We start from the raw sequence: 21,247 nt of genomic DNA, 5'->3' as shown, positions 1-21,247 counted from the left end.
GGGGTGACGCGACGCCTGATGCTCCTCGACACCGCCTCCTTGTACTTCCGCGCCTACTTCGGCGTCCCGGACTCGGTGCGCGCACCGGACGGCACCCCGGTCAACGCCGTGCGCGGGCTGCTCGACTTCATCGCCCGGCTGGTGCAGGACCACCGTCCGGACGACCTCGTGGCCTGCATGGACGCCGACTGGCGCCCTCAGTGGCGGGTCGACCTGATCCCCACGTACAAGGCCCACCGGGTGGCCGCCGAGACCGCCGAGGGCCTTCCCGACGAGGAGGAGGTCCCCGACACGCTCTCCCCGCAGGTCCCGGTGATCGAGGCCGTGCTGGACGCCCTCGGGATCGCACGGGTGGGGGTCTCCCCGTACGAGGCGGACGACGTGATCGGCACGCTGACCGGGCGGGCCACCGGCCCGGTGGACATCGTGACCGGGGACCGCGACCTCTACCAGCTGGTCGACGACGCCCGCGGTGTGCGGGTGCTCTACCCCCTGAAGGGCGTGGGGACGCTCCAGGTGACGGACGAGGAGTGGCTGCGCGGGAAGTACGGCGTGGACGGTGCCGGGTACGTCGATCTGGCGCTGCTGCGCGGCGATCCGAGCGACGGCCTCCCGGGGGTCCCCGGCATCGGAGAGAAGACGGCGGCGAAGCTGCTGGACGCCTTCGGCGACCTGGCCGGAATCATGGCGGCGGTGGACGACCCCGCCGCCCGGCTGACCCCGTCCCAGCGCAGGCGTCTGGACGAGGCCCGGGACTACGTCGCGGTGGCGCCGAAGGTCGTCCGGGTCGCCGACGACGTCCCGCTCCCCGGGTTCGACCCGGCGCTCCCCCGCGAACCCCGCGATCCGGCCGCCCTGGAGGCCCTCGCGGCCCGGTGGGGCCTCGGGAACTCCCTTCAGCGCCTGCTTCTCACGCTCCAGGCGTGAAGATGCTAGCTTAGGTAAGCCTAAGTGCGCAGGACATCGTTTGTGCCCAGAGCAGGGAGAACCTCGTGGCAGAGCAGCCGCAACGCCGGACACCGCAGGCGCAGGGGGCGCAGGTCCTGCGCACCGAGCAGATCACCCCGCACATGGTGCGCGTGGTCCTCGGTGGCGACGCCCTGGCCGGCTTCGCCCTGGAGGGCTACACCGACCACTACGTCAAGCTGTGCTTCGCTCCGGAGGGCGCCGGCTACAGCCACCCCTTCGACATGGCCGCGATCCGCGAGGAGTACCCGCGCGAGCTGTGGCCCACCACCCGTACGTACACCGTTCGCTCCTGGGACCCCGCCTCGCGCGAGCTGGCCATCGACTTCGTGGTGCACGGCGACGAGGGTCTGGCGGGCCCCTGGGCGGCCCGGGCGCAGCCCGGCGACCAGGTGACCTTCCTGGGACCGGGCGGCGGTTACGCCCCGCAGGCCTCGGCCGGCTGGCACCTGCTGGTGGGCGACGAGAGCGCGCTGCCCGCGATCGCCGCGTCGCTGGAGCAGATGCCCCAGGGTGCGCGGGTGCACGCGTTCGTGGAGGTGCCGGACGCCTCCGAGGAGCAGAAGCTGGTGGCGCCGGACGGTGTCTCGGTGACCTGGCTGCACCGCGGCGACCGGCCGGTCGGCGAGGCCCTCGTCGCGGCCGTGACCGGCCTGGAGTTCCCGGAGGGCGAGGTGCAGGCCTTCGTCCACGGCGAGGCGGGCTTCGTGAAGGAGATCCGGCGCCACCTCCGTCTGGACCGCGGTGTCCCGCTCCGGCAGCTGTCGATCTCGGGTTACTGGCGTCTCGGCAAGAACGACGACGCGTGGCGCGCGGTCAAGCGCGAGTGGAACGAGCAGGTGGAGCGCGAGCAGGAGAGCGCCGCCAGGTAAGCCCTCCACCGCCCGCGGAACCCGGTCGCCGTCCTGGACGCCGGCCGGGTTCCGCGTTTCCCCGTCACGCGGCCAGGCCCACGAATCCGTAGCCTGTTCGACCAATCCGGAGGAACAGCGGCTCCGAATCACCCTAGAAGACGATGCATGCTCCGGGAGGAACGTCCGCGTGAAAGAAGCCGTACACATCAGTGGGGTGCCCTCACCGGGCCCCGGCCTGCAGGAGTTGCTCGTCCAGGTGGCCCGCGGCGACCAGGACGCCTTCACCCAGGTGTACGACCAGGTCAGCGGACCCGTCCTCGGACTGGTGCGGAGCGTGCTCCGGGACCCGGCGCAGTCGGAGGAGGTGGCCCAGGAGGTCCTGGTCGAGGTGTGGCGCACGGCCCCCCGCTACCAGCCTTCGCGCGGCAGCGCCATGAACTGGGTCCTGACGCTCGCCCACCACCGCGCGGTCGACCGGGTCCGGTCGGCCGAGGCGGCCGCGGCACGCGAGCACAAGGCCGCGCTGCTCGACCGCACCCCGGACTTCGACGAGGTGTCCGAGCAGGTGGAGAGCCGTCTGGAGCGCGAGCAGGTGCGACGCTGTCTGCGGACCCTCTCCGAGCTCCAGCGGGAGTCGGTGACGCTGGCGTACTACCGCGGGCTGACCTATCGCGAGGTCGGCGAACTGCTGTCCGTACCACTGGGAACCATCAAGACACGGCTGCGCGACGGACTCATCCGGCTGCGCGACTGCCTGGGGGTGAGCGCATGAGCACGGCCGAACTGCACACGCTGACCGGGGCCTACGCACTGCACGCGTTGCCGGAGGACGAGCGGATCGCGTTCGAACGGCATCTGGGCGCCTGCGAGGCGTGCGCCCAGGAGGTACGGGAGCTGTCGGCCACCGCCGCGCGGCTCGGACTCGCCGTGTCGGCCACTCCGCCGCCCGCGCTCCGCGACCGGGTGCTGCGGGAGATCACGACGGTGCGGCAGGAGCCCCCGCCGCACGGCCGCAGTCCTCGCGCCGGGGCGGTCACCGGGCGGGCGGGCCGCTGGTCGACGTACGCGCTCGCCGCCTGTGTCGCCGCCGCTGCCGCCTTCGGCGGGGTCGCCGTGTGGCAGAACCAGGTCGCCCAGGACGCCCGGCAGGAGACCGACCGGGCCCAGCAGCACAACGAGCAGGTGGCGCGGGTGCTCACCGCGTCGGATGCCCGGACGACCACCGCGGACCTGGGGGGCGGCGCCCGGGGCACCGTGGTCGTCTCGAAGAGCGTGAACCGGGCGGTCTTCCTGGCTTCGGACATGGCGCAGCCACCGGGCGGCAAGGTCTACCAGCTGTGGTTCAACGACGCCGGAGCCATGCGTTCGGCCGGACTCATGAACCCGTCCGCGACGGACGACGCGGTGCTGCTGGACGGGCCCGTGGACCGTGCTTCCGGCATGGGCATCACGGTGGAGCCGGCGGGCGGTTCCGACGAGCCGACCTCGTCGCCGGTGGCGCTGATGGACTTCCGCGACGCCTGATCCCCGATCCCGCCACGCTGTCCGCGCTCCCCGGTCCCCGCCTCCGTACGAGGCGGGGACCGGGGAGTCCGCGTTCTCCTGAGTAGCGGCGTCCGGGGAGCTGATGCAGGGTGAGCAGGGGCGCGTCCGTCTCCGATCGCCGATCACGGGGCGGGGCACGCGCGGCGACACCGACCATCACAGCGCCCGAGGGGCAGGTGGGGCCATGAGCACCGTCGAGGAGACGATCGTCGTAGCCGTGCCGGTCGGCACCGCCTACAACCAGTGGACGCAGTTCAAGAGCTTCCCCCGGTTCATGGCCGTCGTGAAGGGGGTCGAGCAGATCCGCCCCAATCTGACCCGCTGGGTGATCGGCCTCGGCCCGGTGCGACACGAGTTCGACGCGGAGATCGTGGACCAGCGGCCCGACTCCCTCGTGAGGTGGCGGAGTCTCGGTCCGCGTCTCGCCCACCGGGGCGAGGTGTCGTTCCGCGCGACGGAAGCGGACCGCACCGAGGTGTCCGTACGCATCGACCTCAGGTCCCACGGCGCCGCAGATCCTCGCACGCACGCCGGCCGCCTCGTACGTCGTGCGCTGCGGGCCGAACTCGGTCACTTCAAGGAGTTCATCGAGGGCCTGGGACGCGAGGGCGGGGCCTGGCGCGGAACCATCCGCGGCGGCCACGTCCGGCCCCTGGGGACGGAGCCGGCCAGGAGCCGGGTCCCTCACTGGCCCGTCGGCTGACCGTCCGTCCGTCGGAGAGCACGAGAGCGAGAGGGCACGTCCCATGAAGAAGGCCCCGCGTGAAGAGCCGGACGAACGGCTGAACGTGACTCCGCCCAAGACATGGGCCACCGGGGTGCCCGCCGTGACGCACGCCCTGGAGTACTCCCTCGCGGAGACGTCGGTGCGGCGGACCGGACTGACGCTCCTGACCATGAACCAGGTGGGCGGGATCGACTGCCCCGGGTGCGCCTGGGCGGATCCGGCTCCTGGGCACCGGCACGTCAACGAGTACTGCGAGAACGGCGCCAAGCACATCAACGACGAGGCGACGTCCCGGCGTGTCACGGCGGACTTCTTCCGCAGGCACACGGTCTCCGGACTGGGCCGTCGGTCCGACCGGTGGCTCAACCAGCAGGGCCGGCTCACCGAGCCGATGGTCAAGCGGCCCGGCGCGGATCACTACGAGCCGATCAGCTGGCACGACGCCCTCGGACTGCTGGCCGACGAGCTGAGGTCGCTGGACTCACCGGACGAGGCGGTCTTCTACACCTCGGGCCGGGTCAGCAACGAGGCGGCGTTCCTCCTGCAGCTCTTCGCCAGGGCCTTCGGCACCAACAACCTGCCCGACTGCAGCAACATGTGCCACGAGTCCAGCGGGTTCGCCCTGCACGAGACCCTGGGCACGGGCAAGGGCACGGTGAGTCTGGACGATCTCCACCACGCCGACCTGATCCTCGTGGTGGGGCAGAACCCCGGGACCAACCACCCGCGTCAGCTGTCGGCTCTGGAGGAGGCCAAACGCAACGGCGCCCGCGTCATCGCGGTGAACGCCCTGCCGGAGGCGGGTCTCCTGCGGTTCAGGAACCCCCAGAAGGCACGCGGGATCATCGGACGCGGGGTACCGATCGCCGATCAGTTCCTCCAGATCCGCAGCGGTGGCGATCTCGCGCTGTTCCAGGGCCTGAACCGGCTGCTGCTGGAGGCGGAGGACGCGCGGCCGGGCACCGTCCTGGACCAGGACTTCATCCGCTCCGACACCAGTGGCTTCGAGGAGTTCTCCCGCCACGCCCGGACCGTGGCCTGGGAGGACGTCCTCGTCGCGACCGGGCTGACCCGCGGCGAGATCGAGAAGGTCAGGGACGAGGTCCTGCGCAGCGAGCGCGTCGTCGTCTGCTGGGCGATGGGCGTGACACAGCACCGGCACGGGGTCCCCACGATCCGGGAGATCGTCAACTTCCTGCTGCTGCGCGGCAACCTCGGCAAGGCGGGGGCCGGGGCGTGCCCGGTCCGCGGGCACAGCAACGTCCAGGGTGACCGGACGATGGGCGTGTGGGAGCAGATGCCCGACTCCTTCCTCGACGCGCTGCGGGAGGAGTTCGGCTTCGAGCCGCCCCGCGCCCACGGGTTCGACTCGGTCAACGCGATCAGGGCCATGGGCGAAGGCCGGGTCAAGGTGTTCGTCGGTGTCGCGGGCAACTTCGTCCGGGCCGCTCCGGACAGCGACGTCACCGAGGACGCCATGCGGCGCTGCCGTCTCACCGTGCACGTCTCCACCAAGCTCAACAGGTCCCACACGGTGTGCGGCGAGACCGCGCTGATCCTGCCGACCCTGGGCCGCACCGAACGGGACATCCAGGCGACGGGCGAGCAGTTCGTCACCGTGGAGAACTCGATGAGCGAGGTGCACAGCTCCCACGGGCGCCTTGAGCCGGCTTCCAAGGTCCTGCTCAGCGAGGTCGCCATCCTGTGCCGGCTCGCCGCCCGGACCCTCGACGCGAGCGCGGGAATCCCCTGGGCGGAGTTCGAGGCGGACTACGGCACCATCCGGAACCGGATCGCCCGCATCGTGCCCGGGCTGCACGACTTCAACCGGCGGGTGGCCCGTCCCGGTGGCATCAGGCTGCCCAACCCCGTCAACGAGGGCGTCTACGGCACCGCCACCGGCAAGGCCATGTTCACCCGCAACGCCTGGCAGATGCTGCACGCTCCCGACGGGCATCTGGTGTTGCAGAGCCTGCGCTCCCACGATCAGTGGAACACCGTCCCCTACACGGACGACGACCGCTACCGGGGCATCCACGGGAGCCGCCGCGTGGTCCTCGTGAACCCGCAGGACGTGACCCGTCTCGGACTGGCACCGGGGCAGAAGGTCGACCTGGTGAGTGTCTGGGCCGGCGGCGCGGATCGCCGCGCGGAGGACTTCACGGTGGTTGCCTACCCGACGTCCCCCGGCTGCGCCGCCGCCTACTACCCCGAGACCAACGTGCTGCTGCCGCTGGACAGTGTCGCCGAGTCGAGCAACCAGCCGACCGCCAAGGGCATGGTCGTCCGGCTGGAGCCGAGGGGGTAGCCGAAGCCGGCCGCGCCCGTCACGCGACGCCCGGCCCCACCGCGCGGACGAGCCCGGGCCGGTCGGTGTCCCGAGGCCGCCCAGGGACCCGGCACCGCGCGCCTCGTGGCGAGGCGGGCGGTGCCGGACCGGGCGGCACACGCGGTCCGGTCAGCGCCTGCGGGGCGGCCGCGGGAAGAAGCCACTGGTGCGAGCGAGGTACTCGGCGTAGCCCGGCCGGCCCTCCATGTGCCGCTCCAGCAGCGCCTTGCCGCTCCCCTTGGTCAGCAGGAGGCTCATCACCACGGGTGAGACGAGCGTGGTGGCCGCCACCGCGGGGTCGGCGCAGACGACGAGGAACAGTCCCCACCAGACGCAGAAGTCACCGAAGTAGTTCGGGTGCCGGGTCCATGACCACAGCCCCCGGTCCATGATCCGGCCCTTGTTGGCCGGGTCGCGCTTGAACCGGGCCAGCTGCGCGTCCCCCACCGCCTCGAAGGCGAGCCCCACGGCCCACACCGCCGCACCGGCCCAGGCCCACGCGTCCAGCGGCCCCGGCAGGTAGTACCCGGCCTGCACGGGCAGGGAGATGAGCCAGACCAGCGCGCCCTGGAGCAGGTACACCTTCCGCAGGGCGTACAGGTCGGGATGGCCCGGCGCCTTGGCCAGCATGGCCGCGTAGCGGGGGTCCTCCCCGTGGCCACGGCCCCGCCGGCCGATGTGCACGGCCAGGCGCACGCCCCAGACCGCGGTCAGCACGGTCAGCAGCAGGCGGCGCCCCTGGTCGCCGTCGCCGTCGGCCGACATGACGTACGAGGCGAGGGCGACGGCGGCGAAGCCGAGACCCCAGGCGACGTCGACGATCCGGTGCACGCGCTTGCGCAGGGCGATCAGGAACGTCACGAGCATCACGCCGAGGGCGGCTCCCGCGGCCGCGCCCAGATTCGTGGCGAACGCCTGCCAGGCGAAGCCGTTCACCGGCCGGCCCCGGCACGCGGCCCGGCGACGACGGGCTCGTCCGGAGCGTCGCCGCCCCGTCCGGCCACGCCGAGGCCTTCGTACCATCCGTGGCGGGTCGGGGGCATGCCCACCGCACCCTCCGCGTCCGGCCGGACCGAGAGGATCTGGTCCACGCCCATGCGCCGCTCCTCGAAGGCGAGGGCACCGCCCACCAGGTAGAGGCGCCACACCCGGGCGGTCTCCTCGCCGACGAGGGCCGTGAACTGGGGCCAGCGTTCCTCCAGCGTCCGGTGCCAGGCCTCGACGGTCCGCACGTAGTGCTCGCGCATCGACTCCACGTCACGCACCTCGAGACCCGCCCCTTCGAGGAGCCCGACCGTCTCCCCGAGAGGGCGCATGTGCATGTCCGGGGCGATGTACGACTCGATGAAGGCGCCGCCGCCGGGGGCGGTGGAGCCGCGGGACATCTGCTGGACCAGGGCGCGGCCCTGCGGCCGGAGCACCGAGTGCAGCAGCGCGGTGAAGGCCGGGTACTCGGCGTCCCCGACGTGCTCCCCCATCTCGACGGTGGACACCGCGTCGTACCCGCCGCGGAAGTCCGGCAGGCCGGCGACGTCACGGTAGTCGCAGCAGTGCACCTCGACGAGGTCCTCCAGGCCGCGCTCCGTCACCTGTCCGCGTACGTACGCCGCCTGTTCCCTGGCCAGGGTGACCGCCGTGACGCGGACCCCGTGCCGGGCCGCCGCGTGGAGCGTCAGGGAACCCCAGCCGCAGCCGATGTCGAGGAGGCGTGCGCCGGGAGTCAGCCCCAGCTTCCGGCAGATCAGCTCCAGCTTGTCGCGCTGGGCGTCGGCAGGGCCGTAGTCCGGGCCGGTGCCGGTCCAGTAGCCGCACGAGTAGGCCATGGTCTCGTCGAGCAGCAGGGAGTAGAAGGCGTTCGACAGGTCGTAGTGGTGGCTGATGGCCGCACGGTCGCGGGCCTTGCTGTGCAGTGCCCCGCTGAGCCCGGCCCGGGCGGCGGGAACCGGCGGGCGCGGGCCGACCGCGCCGAGGCGCAGCGCGGTCCCGGCCGCCCGGAGGCGGTCGGCGACACCGGGACGGGGCAGGTCGAGACCCTGTTCCCGTGAGGCGCGGCGCATGGCGCGCAGCCCTTCCGCGAGGTCGTCGGCGATGTCGATGTCACCGGTGATGTAGGCCTCGGCGAGACCGAGCTCGCCCGGCTGCCACAGCAGTCGGCGCAGCGCGCGGCGGGAGCGCACATGGACCGTGGGAGCGTCCTCGGGACCGGTCTCGCTGCCGTCCCACATCCTGATCCTGACCGGCGGCGGGCCGCCGAGGAACTGCTCGACCACCGGCGCGATCCGCTGCGCAGCTCCGGTGCCCGGGGTGTCGGTAAAGGTGTTCACGCGGTGTCCTCACGGGTCAGGAGAAGCTGCTGCACATCGAGGTAACCGGACCGGAATCCGGCCTCGGAGTAGGCGAGGTAGAAGGTCCACATACGGCGGAAGGTCGCGTCGAAGCCGAGCGCGTCGACCTCGGCGGCCCGCTCCTCGAACCGTTCCCGCCACAGCCGCAGGGTCTCGGCGTAGTGCATGCCGAAGGTGCTGCGCTGTCTCGTCCGCAGTCCCGTGTGGGCGGTGGTGACGCGTTCGACCGCCTCGGTGGAGGGGAGGAGTCCGCCCGGGAAGATGTACTTCTGGATCCAGGTGTAGGTGCTGCGGCTGGCGAGCATCCGGTCGTCCGGCATGGTGATGGCCTGGAGCGCGATGCGGCCGCCGGGGGCGAGGCAGCGCTCCAGTGTCCGGAAGTACACGGGCCAGAACTCCTCGCCGACGGCCTCGATCATCTCGACGCTGACGATCGCGTCGTACTCCCCGGTGACGTCCCGGTAGTCGCAGAGCCGCACGTCCACCCGGTCCTCGTGGCCGGCCTCCCGGATACGGCCCCTGGCCAGCTCCTGCTGCTCCCTGGAGAGCGTGAGGGTGGTGACGCGGGCGCCCCGCGCGGCGGCACGGAGGGCGAGTTCGCCCCAGCCGGTGCCGATCTCCAGCAGTTCGGTGCCGGGGCCCACGCCGGCCAGGTCCAGCAGCAGGTCGATCTTGCGGTGCTGGGCGGCGGGCAGCAGGTCGTACTCCGCCGGGAAACCGCGGAAGACCGCCGAGGAGTAGGTCAGCGTGTCGTCGAGGAAGAGGGCGAAGAGGTCGTTCGACAGGTCGTAGTGGTGGCTGATGTTGTCGCGTGAGCCCTCGGGGGTGTTCGCCTGCGAGGCGGGCTGCCGCAGGGCCCACAGACCGCGCAGCTTCTGCAGCGGTGCGGGGACGAGGTCCGCCGCGTTCGCGGCGAGGACGCTCAGCACCCCGACGAGGTCGGGCGAGTCCCACTCACCGGCCATGTACGACTCACCGAAGCCGATGAGCCCGCCCGCGCCGATCCGCCGGAAGAACGCGTCGGGCCGGCGGATCTCCATGAGCGGGCCGCCCAGCCCGATGCTGTCGCGGCCGGCCAGCCGGGCACGCAGCGGAAGCCGGGACAGCGCGTGCCGTACGAGCCGTTCGGCCACGGCCGTCCTCATCCCGGAGGCCCGTGGCTGTGCGGCGACATCGGGCCATCTGGCCGCGTCCACCCCGGTCAGGGAGTTCGTGGCCGCCCGTGTCTGGGCCGGGATCGTGCCGCTGCGGGCAGGCGCGACGGGAGAGGTGGGCGGAGTGGGAGAGGTGGGCACCTTCACTGCATGCCTTCCTGGGTGTGGTGGGAGGGACGGGGCTGTACGGGCAGCCGCCGCAGGAACAGCCGGATGCCGTGCAGCCGGATCGCGGCGGACACGACCGCCGTGGAGAAGGGGTGACGGAGGAACAGCCTCAGCAGCTGCCCGGGCGTGCCGGGGCGCCGGGTGCCGTGGACGGTCGCCGTGAACGGGCGGGCGTCCTCGCGCTCCAGGTGGATCGTCAGGCTCAGCCGCCTGTCCGGCTCGGGCAGCCGCATGCGGTAGTCGCCGTCGACCGGGAAGAACGGCGAGACGTAGAAGTCCTTGCGGGTCTCCGCACGGTCCGCGGCGTCCGGACGCAGCAGGTAGCAGTGGCGCTCCCCGTAGGTGTTGTGCACCTCGGCGACCACGCAGAGCGGGCTGCCGTCGGAGCGGCGGCACCAGTAGACGGTCAGAGGGTTGAAGACGTGGCCGAGGACACGGGCCTGGGTGAGCATCGTGACGGTGCCGTCGGCGAGGTCGACCCCCCTGCTGCTCAGGAACCGTTCGAGTCCGGCGCGGACGGTGGGCGCCGTGCCCCCGAAGTGGTCCCGGGCGTCGAAACCGGCCAGCGGGCGCAGGAGCGCGGGCAGCTCGGGCGGGCGGTCGGGGTCGATGAGCCACAGATAGGTGCGGTGCCGCAGGGCGTACCTGCGGGGCGCCGTCCGCACATGCGTGATGGTGCACGGGTAGAGGGAGCTGTTCACCAGGCCACCCCGAGGGCTGCGGCCGCCTCGACGCCCGAACGGCAGCCGTCCTCGTGGAACCCCCAGCCGTGGTACGCCCCGGCGTAGGCGGTGACCGGTCCCGACAGAGCGGGCAGCCGGGCCTGGGCGGCGACCGACTCGGGGGTGAAGACGGGGTGTTCGTACACCATCCGGGCCCGTACGCGGTCCGGGTCGACCCGGTCGGCGCCGTTCAGCGTGACGACGAACCGCTCGGGCGCGTCCAGCCTCTGGAGGCGGTTCATGTCGTAGCTGACGGTGACCCGGTCGGCGTCGGCGGCGCACGACGGCATCAGGTAGTTCCAGGAGGCCGCGGCCCCCCGGCTGCGGGGCAGCAGCGTGGTGTCGGTGTGCAGGAGCGTCGGGTTGCGGGAGTAGCGGAACGCCCCGAGCGTCCGGCGCTCCTCCTCGGTCGGATCGGCGAGCAGCCGGAGCGCCTGGTCGGGGTGGGTGGCGAGGACCACGGCGTCGTAGTCCTCGGTGGTGCCGTCCTCGGTGACGATCTCCACGCCGTCGCTGTGCCTGCGGACCGTCCGGACGGGGGTGGCCGTCCGGACGGAGTGGACCTGCTTGACGATGCGGTCGACGTACTCGCGCGACCCGCCGGTGACGGTCCGCCAGACCGGGGAGTCGCCGATCGTGAGCATCCCGTGGTGCTGGAGGAAACGGAACAGGTAGCGGGCGGGGTAGCGCAGCGCGGTCACCGGGTCGCAGGACCAGACGGCGGAGACCATCGGGGTGAGGAAGTGCGCGCAGAAGTAGGGCGAGAACCGTCCGCGCGCCGCGAACTCCCCCAGGGTCATGGCCCCGGTCCCCTCCGGCATGGCGAGGAGCGCCCGGGCCGCCCGGTGGAACCGCGGCACCTCGGTCAGCATCCGGAGGTACGGGCCGCGGACCAGGGACGCGGGGCGGGCGAAGAGCCCGGCGGCGCCCCGGGCTCCCGCGTACTCGAGTCCGCACCCCTCGCAGCGCACGGACATGCTCATCTCGGACTCCTGGGTGGCCACGCCGAGTTCGCCGAAGAGCCGGAGGAGGTTCGGGTACGTCCGCCGGTTGTGCACGATGAACCCGGAGTCGACGCGGTGCGTCCGGCCGTCCGACGAGGTCAGATCGTGGGTGTGCGCGTGGCCGCCGACGCGCCCGTCCGCCTCGAGGAGCGTCACGTCGTGCGCCTTGCCCAGGACGTGCGCCGCGGTGAGTCCCGCCACCCCGCTGCCCACTACGGCTGTGCGCCGCCGCTCGCCTGTCATTCGGGTTCCTTCCGGTCATGCATGCCGTGCGGGGGCCGATTCCCAGTGCCCCTCAGAGGTCATTCGGAGCAGCGGGCCTCGCGGATTGGCCGATGATCGGACTTCCTTCGATCGAGTGAATGACCAATCCGCCTGGCGATCCGCGCCGAATTCCCGGCGTGACAACAGACCAAGACGTTTCGCAGAAGCAAGGGGCCGCCCGTTCCCGGCGATCCCGCCGGGTGCGCGCCGCGTTCGCCGCACTCGGCGGTCTGATCGCCGGGTTCACGGCCCTGTGCGTCGCCGAACTGGTCGCGGCTGCCGTGCGTCCAGAAGCGGGTCCGGTCACCGCCGTGGGCGGGGCGGTCATCGACCGCACTCCCGCGGCCGTCAAGGACTTCGCGGTACGGAACTTCGGCACCGACGACAAGCTGGTCCTGCAGCTCGGCATCCTCGTCCTCCTGGCGGTCTTCGCCATGGCGGTGGGGGTGCTCGCGCTGCGGCACCGGTGGACCGGCGCGGCGGCCGTCCTGGTCTTCGGTGTGGTCGGGGCAGTGTCCGCGGCCGGGCGGCCCGAGGGCCGTCCGCTCGACGTACTGCCCTCGGTCGTGGGCGCGCTGGTGGCCGCAGGAGTGCTGTATCTCCTGACCGGACGGCTGGCCCCCGTCACCGTTCCGCCTCCCGCGGCTGGGGAGACGGGCGGGGACGGGGAACAGGGCGCCTTCGACCGCCGCGGGTTCGTCGTCGCGGCGACCGCAGCGGCGGCGGCCTCGGCCGGTGCGGGACTTCTGGGGCGACGGCTCCAGGCGGACCGGCTGGCCGGGGTCTCCGCCTCGCGGGGTGACATCGCGCTCCCCGCACCGGGCTCACCCGCCCCCGCGATACCGGGCGGAGCGGACCTGGGCATCCGCGGCCTGAGCTCGTTCACCACCCCGAACAAGGACTTCTACCGGGTGGACACCGCCTTGGTGGTCCCGCGTGTCGACGCCGACCGGTGGCGGCTGCGGATCCACGGGAAGGGGGTGGCGCGACCCGTCACCCTCACCTTCCAGGACCTCCTGGGGCGCGAGCTCGTCGAGCGCGACATCACCCTGACCTGTGTGTCCAACCAGGTGGGCGGTCCGTACGTCGGCACCGCGCGGTGGATCGGCGTGCGTCTGGCCGATCTGCTGCGCGAGGCGGGTGTGAAGCCCCCGTCGAAGGGCGGGCCGGCGGACCAGATCGTGTCGCGCTCCGTGGACGGGATGACGATCGGCACGCCGGTCGAGGACGTCATGGACGGGCGCGACGCCCTGCTCGCGGTCGGTATGAACGGCGAACCCCTGCCGTTCGACCACGGCTTCCCCGTCCGGATGGTCGTCCCGGGCCTCTACGGCTACGTCTCGGCGTGCAAGTGGATCCAGGACATCGAGCTCACGACGTTCGACGCGTACGACGCCTACTGGGTCAAGCGTGACTGGTCCCGCGAGGCTCCGATCAAGACCCAGTCACGGATCGACACGCCTCGCCCGTTCGCCGCACCGCGCGCCGGGACGGTGCCGGTCGCCGGTGTCGCCTGGGCCCAGCACCGCGGCATCGCCCGGGTCGAGGTCCGGGTCGACGGCGGCGAGTGGCACACCGCGAAGCTGGCGGCGGAGGCCGGCCGTGACACCTGGCGCCAGTGGGTGTGGGAGTGGCCCGCCACGACGGGCCACCACACCCTCGAGGTCCGGGCGACGGACCGCACCGGCGCCACGCAGACCGACAAACGGGTCGGCACCGTGCCCGACGGTGCGACCGGGTGGCACTCGGTGGTGGTCGACGTGACCTGACCACCGCTGCTCCCACCGAATCTCTCTTTCCCTTCCCTCTGTCAACAACGATCCACTCAGGAGAACATCATGAACACCCGTCACCTTCGCCGCGTCGCCGTCGCCGTCTCCGCCGCCGCCCTGCTGCCCCTGGCGCTGACCGCCTGCTCCGGCGACTCCGACACCTCGTCCGACGCCGGTGCGGACAAGGCCGCGTCGAGCGCTCCCGCCAAGGCGACCGAGAGCGCCGCGACCATGGACGAGCCGTTCGGCCCGGGCTGTGCGTCGGTCCCGAAGGAGGGCGCGGGCTCGTTCAAGGGCATGGCGCAGGACCCGGTCGCCACGGCCGCGTCGAACAACCCGGCGCTGTCCACCCTGGTGGCGGCCGTCAAGCAGGCCGGCCTCGTCGACACCCTGAACAGCGCCGAGAACATCACGGTGTTCGCCCCCACCAACGACGCCTTCGCCAAGATCCCGAAGGCCGACCTGGACAAGCTGCTCGCGAACAAGGCCGAGCTCACCAAGGTGCTCACCGCGCACGTGGTCGGCGAGAAGCTGACGCCGATGCAGTTGGAGAAGGGGTCGTTCGACACGCTCGCCAAGACCAAGCTGACGACGGCGGGATCGGGCGAGGAGTACACCGTGAACGACTCCTCCAAGGTCGTCTGCGGCAACGTCCCGACCGCCAACGCCACGGTCTACATCGTCGACACCGTCCTGATGCCGGCCGCCTGACCCCCCGCCGTACCGTCGGTCCGCTGACGGGATGACGCCGACGAGCCCCGAGGACCGCGCTCTCCGACCTGACCGGAGCGGCGCGGACCGCGGGGCTCGTGCCGTCGGCGTAGTGGCCGGTTCCGCGGGCATCGGCGCACCCAGGGCTCCCGCCACACACTCCCGGATGCTCTGAAATCGAACCCCGCCGCCTCGACGGATCCGCAGGATTCGGCCGCCGGGAGAACTACACATAAGGGTCATATAAGAGCACACTGGTGGGGAGAGCTGATGACCGCGCTTCCTCGTCGCGGTCGCTCCAGCAAGTGCGAAGGAGAACCTCCTCATGAGTAACATCTCGCACACCGGAAGGGACGTTTCCGGTCACACCGGAAGGGACATCTCCGGGCACCCCGACGCCGACGAGATGCGCGCGCGCCACGACCGCGTGATCAGCGGGCGCCGCACCACAGCGATGGCGGACGCGCCGGTCTTCCTGGTCGGTCTGTACTGCGCGGTCTCCCCGTGGGTGCTCCACTTCACCGCGAACCAGCCCGACCTGGTGACGCACAACCTCGTCATCGGTATCGCGATCGCCGTGCTGGCCCTCTGCTTCACGGCCATGCCGGAGCGGATGACCGGGATGAGCCTGGCCATCGTCGCGCTCGGCGCCTGGCTGATCGTCTCGACCTGGGTCGTGGGACAGAGCCCCGACACGGGCGTCATCCTCAACAACGTGATCGTCGGTGGACTGGCGGTCGTGCTGGGGGCGGCCTGCGCGGGACTTTCGATGAAGAACAAGAAGACCTGACAGGAGAACACACCGAAGTGGCCACCGGCAGGGACAGCCCGCCCGTGGCCACTCGTCGGTTCACCCGTCCTCGGTGGGTCTCACCCCACCGAGCTGTACGCCACCACGCCCCGCAGCACGGCGTCGACGGCCTTGTGCGCGTTCTTCGCGACCGAACTCCCGTCCCTGGGAGCCGCGGCCGCGATCTGCCCGAGCACGTCGATGACCTGCTTGCACCACCGCACGAAGTCACCGGCCGGCATCTCCGCCTCGCGGAGCACCTCGTCGAGCGACCGGCCGGAGGCCCACATGTAGACCGCCCAGGCGAAGCCGAGGTCGGGCTCGCGCTGGCCGACTCCTTCCGTCTGGCTGATCTTGAACTCCTCCTCCAGGGCGTCGAGCCGGCCCCAGATGCGGACCATCTCGCCCATCGCGGCCTTCGCCGGTCCGGAGGGCAGCTTGGGGGCGACCGCGTCGTCCGCCTGGCGTGCCTCGTAGACCAGCGCCGAGACGCAGGCGGCGAGTTCCGCGGGATTCAGTCCTTCCCAGACGCCGTCCCGGAGACACTCGCTGGCCAGCAGGTCCAGCTCGCCGTAGAGCCGCGCCAGCCGGCGGCCGTTCTCGGTGACCTCGTTGCCCCGCAGGTAGTCGAGCTCCGTCAGCAGCGCGACGATGCGGTCGAAGGTCCGGGCGATGGTGTTCGTCCGGCCCTCGATCCGGTGCTCCAGCTGCCGGGTGTCGCGCTGCAGCCGGTGGTACCGCTCCGCCCAACGGGCGTGGTCCTCGCGCTCGTCGCACCCATGGCAGGGGTGCGCGCGCAGCTCGGTCCGCAGCCGGGCGATCTCCCGGTCGTCGGCCGCGGCGGCACGCTGCTTGCGGTGCCGGCCCGGGTCGATGTGCCCCGCCTTGCTCCGCAGCGCGGAGGCGAGGTCACGCCGTGACTGCGGCGAACGCGGGTTGAACGACTTGGGCACCCGCATCCGCTCCAGCGGCTCGACCGGCACCGGGAAGTCGATGTGGGCCAGCCGCTTGACCTGCCGCTCGGCGGTCAGCACCAGCGGACGCGGTCCGTCGTGGTACTCCAGCCCCCGGTGCCTGTCGGTCCGCCCCGCCGGCAGCCCCGGGTCGAGCACCAGCGCGAGCCCGGCGAACTTGCCCGTGGGCACGTGGATGACGTCACCGGGCTTCAGCTTCTCCAGGGACGACGCCGCCGCCGCACGACGCTGGGCCGCCCCCTGCTTCGCCAGTTCCGTTTCGCGGTCCTTGAGGTCGCGGCGCAGCCGCGCGTACTCCTCGAAGTCCCCGAGGTGGCAGGTCATGCCCTCCTTGTAGCCCGCGAGGCCCTCCTCGTTGCGCTGGACCTGCCGGGAGATCCCGACGACGGACCGGTCCGCCTGGAACTGCGCGAACGAGGTCTCGAGCAGCTCGCGCGAACGGTGCCGTCCGAACTGCTGCACGAGGTTGACGGCCATGTTGTACGAGGGCCGGAAGCTGGAACGCAGCGGGTACGTACGCGTGCCCGCGAGTCCGGCGAGGGCACCGGGGTCCATTCCCCGCTGCCACAGGACGACCGCGTGCCCCTCGACGTCGATGCCCCGGCGCCCGGCCCGGCCGGTCAGCTGGGTGTACTCGCCAGGCGTGATGTCCGCGTGCTGCTCGCCGTTCCACTTGACGAGCTTCTCCAGTACCACGGAGCGTGCGGGCATGTTGATGCCGAGGGCCAGGGTCTCGGTGGCGAAGACCGCCTTGACCAGGCCGCGGACGAACAGCTCCTCCACGACCTCCTTGAACGTCGGCAGCATCCCGGCGTGGTGCGCGGCGATGCCCCGCTCCAGGCCCTCGAGCCACTCGTAGTACCCGAGGACGTGGAGGTCCTCGGGCGGGATGGACGCCGTCCGCTCCTCGACGATCTCCCGCACCAGCTGGCGCTTGTCCTCGTCGTTCAGCCGCAGCCCGGCCTGGAGGCACTGCTGGACGGCCGCCTGGCAGCCGGCCCGGCTGAAGATGAAGGTGATCGCGGGCAGCAGCCCCTCGGCGTCGAGCCGGTCGATGACCTCGGGCCTGGACGGGGTCCAGATACGGCTGCGCTGACGGCGCTCGCGTTCGCGGTCCGCCTCGCGCACCATCTTCCCGCGCCGGCGCTCGCGCGGGTTGTATCCGCGCTGGTTCTCCATCCGGGCGAGCCGGACCAGATCCGGGCTGACCTCACGCCGGCCGGTGCCCCTGCCGCCGTGGTCGGTCTCCTCCTCGAAGAGGTCGTACATCCGGCGTCCGGCCATGACGTGCTGCCACAGCGGCACGGGCCGGTGCTCGGAGACGATCACCTGTGTGTCGCCCCGGACGGTGTCCAGCCAGTCACCGAACTCCTCGGCGTTGGACACGGTCGCGGAGAGCGACACCAGAGTCACGGACTCCGGGAGGTGGATGATCACTTCCTCCCACACGGCACCCCGGAAGCGGTCGGAGAGGTAGTGCACCTCGTCCATGACCACGTAGCCGAGGCCGGTGAGGGCCTGGGAGCCCGCGTACAGCATGTTGCGCAGGACCTCGGTCGTCATCACGACCACGGGAGCGTCCGCGTTGACGCTGTTGTCACCGGTCAGCAGACCGACCTTGTCCGCGCCGTAACGCCGGACGAGATCGGCGAACTTCTGGTTGGACAGGGCCTTGATCGGCGTGGTGTAGAAACACTTGCGGCCCTGCTGCAGAGCCAGGTGAACGGCGAATTCACCGACGATCGTCTTGCCCGACCCGGTGGGGGCCGCGACCAGCACCCCCTTGCCGGCCTCCAACGCCTGGCAGGCCTCGATCTGGAACGGGTCCAGTCCGAATTCGTACATCTCGCGGAAGGGCCCGAGGGCGGTGGCCTGCTCGGCCGCACGGACCCGGGACGCCTGGTATCGCTCAGCTGGTGAGAGGTCCTCTGTCATCTTGATACGAGCCTACCCGCCTCGTATGACAGTCAGCCCGATCTTTGTTTCACGGTGCGAGGACCCGCACCGCGCCGGGTACGCAGGTGACGTCGAGCGGCAGCGGGCCCAGCGGCTCGCCGTCCGCGTACGCCGTGACCCCGGCCGCGGCGAGCGATATCGACGACACACGGTGGACGGTGACCGCGGGATGGCCGAGGTGCGTCCCCCTGTACACCTTGGGGAAGACCTTGAGCAGGGTGGTCCGGCTGCAGTCACCGACCACGGTGACGTCGAGGAGCCCGTCGTCCATGACCGCGTCGGCGCAGATCCGCATGCCACCGCCGTAGGTGGTGCCGTTGCCCACCGCTATCAGCGTCGCCTCGACCTCGGTCACCGGGCCGTCGTCCAGACGGAGGCGGTAGGGGATCGGCCGGAAGGCCGCCAGCTCGGCGAGGATCGCCAGGTCGTACTTGAAGCGGCCCCCGATCCAGCGCATCCGGTTCCCCCGGTCGTTGACCCGCGAGTCGAAGCCGGAGGCCAGCACCGAGCCGAACCAGCGCTCCCCGACCCGGCCCAGGTCGATCGAGCGGACCGTGCCGGCCTTGAGCGCCTCGGCGGCCAGCCGCCCGGCGGCGGCGGGATCACGGATCGGCAGACCGAGGGCACGGGCGAAGTCGTTCCCGGTGCCCACGGCGACGGCACCGAGCGGCGTAGCCGTACCCGCGACGGCCTGCAGCGCGAGGGACATCATGCCGTCCCCGCCGACGGTGATGAGCGCTCCGGTCCCGCCGGCCACGGCCTCCCGGGCCCTCCGCAGGGCGTTGTCCGCGTCCTCACCGAGGACGGTCCGTACGGAGAAGCCGGCGTCCCGCAGCGCGGAAGCGGCCGGCTGCGCGGCACGCGCGCCCCGGCCGCTTCCCGCGGTGGGATTGACGAAGAGGGTGATCTCGCTGGTCACCCGCGGGACCTTACAAGGTCAGGTGATGTCGTCGTAACCGTTGAGCCGGTGCGAACGCCCACCGTCCGCTTCGCCGCCTGCCTGCTCGGGCAGGGCCGGCCGGGACACCGGTTCGACCGCGCCGACCCTCTCGGGGGTGAGATCCAGCTTCGACGCCTCGTCGTCGTCGAGCTCGGCGTCGGGGTTCGCCCGCCGCCTGCGCTTGTCGTTGAGCAGCGAGATGCCGACCGCGATGAAGTAGAGCACCGCCAGCGGGCCCGCGAGGAGCAGCATCGAGATGGGCTCGCCGCCCGGGGTGGCGATGGCCGCGAAGGCGGTCAGTCCGACGATCATGCCGCGCCACCAGCGCAGCATGCGGGCACCGGAGAGGACGCCGGTCATGTTGAGGAGGATGAGCAGCAGCGGCAGTTCGAAGGCCAGCCCGAAGACGATCACCATGCGGGTGATCAGGTCCAGGAAGTCGTCCAGCGGCAGCAGGTTCTTCACGTTGTCGGGCGTGAAGCCGAGCATGATCTCCGCGGTCTGCGGCAGGATCGCGTACGCCAGGTAGGCACCGGCGACGAACAGCGGCACTCCGGCGGCGACGAAGGCGACCGAGTAACGCTTCTCCTGCTTGTGGAGACCGGGGGCGACGAATCCCCACAGCTGGTACAGCCACACCGGAGTGGCCACCAGCACACCCGCCATCAGAGACACCTTCAGCGCGATGGTGAACGGTGACAGCAGACCGTTGGTGGTCATCTCCGCGCAGGGACGGCCGTTGACCATGGTCACGGCGCCGTTCTTGCAGCCGACCGAGTCCAGGATCGGCTTCATCAGGAACTCGAAGATTTCCTTCTGGAAGAACGCCGCCACGATCACGGCGATGACGATCGCCAGGACCGACTTCAGCAGCCGGTTGCGCAGCTCACGCAGGTGATCGAGGAGGGGCATCCGCCCCTCGTCGTCCTTCTCCTGCTTGCGGGCAGACTTGAGCAACCCACTTCCCTCGTCTCGTGCGACAGCTTCCGGTGTCCGGAATCAGCTGTCAGCTCTGGGTGGTGGGCTTGGCCTCGCTGACCGGGCGGGAGCTGGTGACGTCTCCCGGAGCGGCCTGGATCGTGCGCGCGGTGGCCGCGGGCGGCGTGGTGTCCGCGACGGTCTCCGTGGTGGGCGCCGCGGGCTCCGCGTCGTCCTTCTTCATGGCCTTGGCCTCGCTCTTGAGGATGCGGGCCGACTTACCGAGCGAACGCGCCATGTCGGGGAGCTTCTTGGCACCGAAGAGCAGCAGGATGACAGCGATGATCAGAACGATCTCGAGGGGCTTCAGATTGCCGATCATGTGCGACTTCCTTCTCACTGAGGCGTCTGGAGGGTGGGCTCGCTACCCGTTCGACCGGACAGATGTCCGACCTTCGCGCTGGCAGCGATCGTAACCCGCAGGGGTAAACGCCGGGCAATGCCTGTGCGTACTCCCGCTTGCGGCCCACACCTCCCTGCCTGGGCCGCTCCAGCAGCGTACCCCCCGAAACGGTGAATCAGGAGGCCGCGCTCTGCTATCGAAGCGCTTCTCCGGTGTCGGCGAGGGTGGTGGCCGCTCGTTCGAGATCCTCCGCCGCTCGGTTGATCCGCTGGGTGGTGGCGGCGACCTGCCCGGCGAGTCGCTGTGCCTCGACGAAGACCTTGACGGCCAGGACACCGAGCACGGCCAGGCCGGCGAATCCCAGGGCGATGGCGAGCATGGGCCAGAACATGGACGGTTCCTCGACGTTTCTCGTTACCGCAGGACGTGTCTCGTCACCGCAGGGCGCTGTGCAGGCGCAGCGTCCGCACGCCGCCGCCGCTGAGGAGCTCGATGATGCGCTCCCCGGCCGGCTTGCGGACCGCGGTTCCGCACTCGGGGCAGGTGAAGGAGTAGAAGGTGGTGCGGCGGCTGGCCCCTATCGCCAGCCGCAGCGCTCCTGCCGCGAGCTCGAACCGCTCACGGCAGTCCGGGCACGCGGCCCGGAAGCGTACGGTGCCGGGCACCGTGACCGGCCCGCCCGGTGTGCTCGATATCGCAGTCATA

Annotated in this window: 20 protein-coding genes; 9 read left to right on the top strand and 11 right to left on the bottom strand. The window is 71.4% G+C overall.

Annotated elements, in window-relative coordinates:
* Positions 1–18 precede the first annotated feature (18 nt).
* The 6 genes from IA22_RS0124475 (at position 19) to IA22_RS0124450 (ending at position 6,400) form a co-directional block, all read left to right on the top strand.
* Positions 19–927, top strand: a complete 909-nt coding sequence (locus IA22_RS0124475) for a 5'-3' exonuclease (RefSeq protein ID WP_014157227.1) — start codon at positions 19–21, stop codon at positions 925–927.
* A 65-nt stretch (positions 928–992) separates the two neighbouring features.
* A complete protein-coding gene (locus IA22_RS0124470) occupies positions 993–1,838 on the top strand; it encodes a siderophore-interacting protein (RefSeq protein ID WP_014157226.1) in 846 nt (281 codons plus the stop codon).
* 169 nt (positions 1,839–2,007) lie between these two features.
* Positions 2,008–2,592, top strand: coding sequence for a sigma-70 family RNA polymerase sigma factor (locus IA22_RS0124465; RefSeq protein WP_014157225.1), 585 nt, complete (start codon positions 2,008–2,010; stop codon positions 2,590–2,592).
* Positions 2,589–3,344, top strand: coding sequence for an anti-sigma factor (locus IA22_RS0124460; protein WP_014157224.1), 756 nt, complete (start codon positions 2,589–2,591; stop codon positions 3,342–3,344). The genes IA22_RS0124465 and IA22_RS0124460 overlap by 4 nt, the downstream gene beginning before the upstream one ends.
* Positions 3,345–3,549: 205 nt before the next feature.
* Positions 3,550–4,068, top strand: a complete 519-nt coding sequence (locus IA22_RS0124455) for an SRPBCC family protein (protein ID WP_014157223.1) — start codon at positions 3,550–3,552, stop codon at positions 4,066–4,068.
* A gap of 43 nt (positions 4,069–4,111) precedes the next feature.
* The gene (locus IA22_RS0124450; RefSeq protein ID WP_030124844.1) at positions 4,112–6,400 is read left to right on the top strand and encodes an FdhF/YdeP family oxidoreductase; all 2,289 of its coding nucleotides are present in this window, start codon (positions 4,112–4,114) and stop codon (positions 6,398–6,400) included.
* A 150-nt stretch (positions 6,401–6,550) separates the two neighbouring features.
* Here IA22_RS0124450 and IA22_RS0124445 read toward each other — a convergent pair whose 3' ends face one another.
* Genes IA22_RS0124445 through IA22_RS0124425 form a run of 5 tightly spaced genes read right to left on the bottom strand, consistent with a single transcriptional unit; the run spans position 6,551 to position 12,057 of the window.
* The gene (locus IA22_RS0124445; RefSeq protein ID WP_030124843.1) at positions 6,551–7,357 is read right to left on the bottom strand and encodes a DUF1295 domain-containing protein; all 807 of its coding nucleotides are present in this window, start codon (positions 7,355–7,357) and stop codon (positions 6,551–6,553) included.
* Positions 7,354–8,745 carry an SAM-dependent methyltransferase gene (locus IA22_RS0124440; RefSeq protein WP_030124842.1) on the bottom strand — a complete coding sequence of 464 codons (1,392 nt, stop codon included), beginning with the start codon at positions 8,743–8,745 and terminating at the stop codon, positions 7,354–7,356. The genes IA22_RS0124445 and IA22_RS0124440 overlap by 4 nt, the downstream gene beginning before the upstream one ends.
* Positions 8,742–10,067 carry an SAM-dependent methyltransferase gene (locus IA22_RS0124435; RefSeq protein ID WP_015576488.1) on the bottom strand — a complete coding sequence of 442 codons (1,326 nt, stop codon included), beginning with the start codon at positions 10,065–10,067 and terminating at the stop codon, positions 8,742–8,744. The genes IA22_RS0124440 and IA22_RS0124435 overlap by 4 nt, the downstream gene beginning before the upstream one ends.
* The gene (locus IA22_RS0124430; RefSeq protein ID WP_015576489.1) at positions 10,064–10,789 is read right to left on the bottom strand and encodes a DUF1365 domain-containing protein; all 726 of its coding nucleotides are present in this window, start codon (positions 10,787–10,789) and stop codon (positions 10,064–10,066) included. The genes IA22_RS0124435 and IA22_RS0124430 overlap by 4 nt, the downstream gene beginning before the upstream one ends.
* Positions 10,786–12,057, bottom strand: a complete 1,272-nt coding sequence (locus IA22_RS0124425; protein WP_015576490.1) for an NAD(P)/FAD-dependent oxidoreductase — start codon at positions 12,055–12,057, stop codon at positions 10,786–10,788. Before IA22_RS0124425 ends, IA22_RS0124430 begins: the two co-directional genes overlap by 4 nt.
* 221 nt (positions 12,058–12,278) lie before the next feature.
* On the opposite strand from IA22_RS0124425, the gene IA22_RS0124420 reads away from it, so the two are divergent.
* The 3 genes from IA22_RS0124420 (at position 12,279) to IA22_RS0124410 (ending at position 15,351) form a co-directional block, all read left to right on the top strand.
* Positions 12,279–13,847, top strand: a complete 1,569-nt coding sequence (locus IA22_RS0124420; protein WP_030124840.1) for a molybdopterin-dependent oxidoreductase — start codon at positions 12,279–12,281, stop codon at positions 13,845–13,847.
* Between the two features lie 69 nt (positions 13,848–13,916).
* Positions 13,917–14,561, top strand: coding sequence for a fasciclin domain-containing protein (locus IA22_RS0124415; protein WP_030124839.1), 645 nt, complete (start codon positions 13,917–13,919; stop codon positions 14,559–14,561).
* Between the two features lie 325 nt (positions 14,562–14,886).
* Positions 14,887–15,351: an SPW repeat protein gene (locus tag IA22_RS0124410; protein ID WP_030124838.1), complete on the top strand. Its 465-nt coding sequence runs from the start codon at positions 14,887–14,889 to the stop codon at positions 15,349–15,351.
* A gap of 80 nt (positions 15,352–15,431) precedes the next feature.
* Here the strand turns inward: IA22_RS0124410 and IA22_RS0124405 are convergent, their stop codons facing one another.
* The 6 genes from IA22_RS0124405 to IA22_RS0124380 all read right to left on the bottom strand — a co-directional run bounded on the left by IA22_RS0124405 (position 15,432) and on the right by IA22_RS0124380 (position 21,246).
* A complete protein-coding gene (locus tag IA22_RS0124405; protein ID WP_014157213.1) occupies positions 15,432–18,260 on the bottom strand; it encodes a DEAD/DEAH box helicase in 2,829 nt (942 codons plus the stop codon).
* 49 nt (positions 18,261–18,309) lie between these two features.
* Positions 18,310–19,200, bottom strand: a complete 891-nt coding sequence (locus tag IA22_RS0124400) for a diacylglycerol kinase (RefSeq protein ID WP_030124837.1) — start codon at positions 19,198–19,200, stop codon at positions 18,310–18,312.
* Positions 19,201–19,218: 18 nt separating this feature from the next.
* Positions 19,219–20,178: a twin-arginine translocase subunit TatC gene (gene tatC, locus IA22_RS0124395; RefSeq protein ID WP_014157211.1), complete on the bottom strand. Its 960-nt coding sequence runs from the start codon at positions 20,176–20,178 to the stop codon at positions 19,219–19,221.
* Positions 20,179–20,227: 49 nt separating this feature from the next.
* Positions 20,228–20,521: a Sec-independent protein translocase subunit TatA gene (tatA, locus tag IA22_RS0124390; RefSeq protein WP_014157210.1), complete on the bottom strand. Its 294-nt coding sequence runs from the start codon at positions 20,519–20,521 to the stop codon at positions 20,228–20,230.
* A 214-nt stretch (positions 20,522–20,735) separates the two neighbouring features.
* A complete protein-coding gene (locus IA22_RS0124385; RefSeq protein ID WP_030124836.1) occupies positions 20,736–20,933 on the bottom strand; it encodes a hypothetical protein in 198 nt (65 codons plus the stop codon).
* A 43-nt stretch (positions 20,934–20,976) separates the two neighbouring features.
* Entirely contained in the window at positions 20,977–21,246 is a 270-nt protein-coding gene (locus IA22_RS0124380; protein ID WP_030124835.1) for a hypothetical protein, read from the bottom strand.
* Between the last annotated feature and the right edge of the window lies 1 nt (position 21,247).

Source organism: Kitasatospora papulosa, assembly GCF_000717245.1.
GTDB classification, from domain to species: domain Bacteria; phylum Actinomycetota; class Actinomycetes; order Streptomycetales; family Streptomycetaceae; genus Streptomyces; species Streptomyces papulosus.
Note: the sequence above shows the minus strand (reverse complement) of the source record. Positions and strands in the feature narration are given on the sequence as shown.

Excerpts from the sequence above, each read along its gene's own strand:
- IA22_RS0124475 (WP_014157227.1), top strand. The coding sequence starts at position 19 with ATGCTCCTCGACACCGCCTCCTTGTACTTCCGCGCCTACTTCGGCGTC.
- IA22_RS0124460 (WP_014157224.1), top strand. The coding sequence starts at position 2,589 with ATGAGCACGGCCGAACTGCACACGCTGACCGGGGCCTACGCACTGCAC.
- IA22_RS0124455 (WP_014157223.1), top strand. The coding sequence starts at position 3,550 with ATGAGCACCGTCGAGGAGACGATCGTCGTAGCCGTGCCGGTCGGCACC.
- IA22_RS0124450 (WP_030124844.1), top strand. The coding sequence starts at position 4,112 with ATGAAGAAGGCCCCGCGTGAAGAGCCGGACGAACGGCTGAACGTGACT.
- IA22_RS0124425 (WP_015576490.1), bottom strand. The coding sequence starts at position 12,057 with ATGACAGGCGAGCGGCGGCGCACAGCCGTAGTGGGCAGCGGGGTGGCG.
- IA22_RS0124415 (WP_030124839.1), top strand. The coding sequence starts at position 13,917 with ATGAACACCCGTCACCTTCGCCGCGTCGCCGTCGCCGTCTCCGCCGCC.
- IA22_RS0124410 (WP_030124838.1), top strand. The coding sequence starts at position 14,887 with ATGAGTAACATCTCGCACACCGGAAGGGACGTTTCCGGTCACACCGGA.
- IA22_RS0124405 (WP_014157213.1), bottom strand. The coding sequence starts at position 18,260 with ATGACAGAGGACCTCTCACCAGCTGAGCGATACCAGGCGTCCCGGGTC.
- tatA (WP_014157210.1), bottom strand. The coding sequence starts at position 20,521 with ATGATCGGCAATCTGAAGCCCCTCGAGATCGTTCTGATCATCGCTGTC.
- IA22_RS0124385 (WP_030124836.1), bottom strand. The coding sequence starts at position 20,933 with ATGTTCTGGCCCATGCTCGCCATCGCCCTGGGATTCGCCGGCCTGGCC.
- IA22_RS0124380 (WP_030124835.1), bottom strand. The coding sequence starts at position 21,246 with ATGACTGCGATATCGAGCACACCGGGCGGGCCGGTCACGGTGCCCGGC.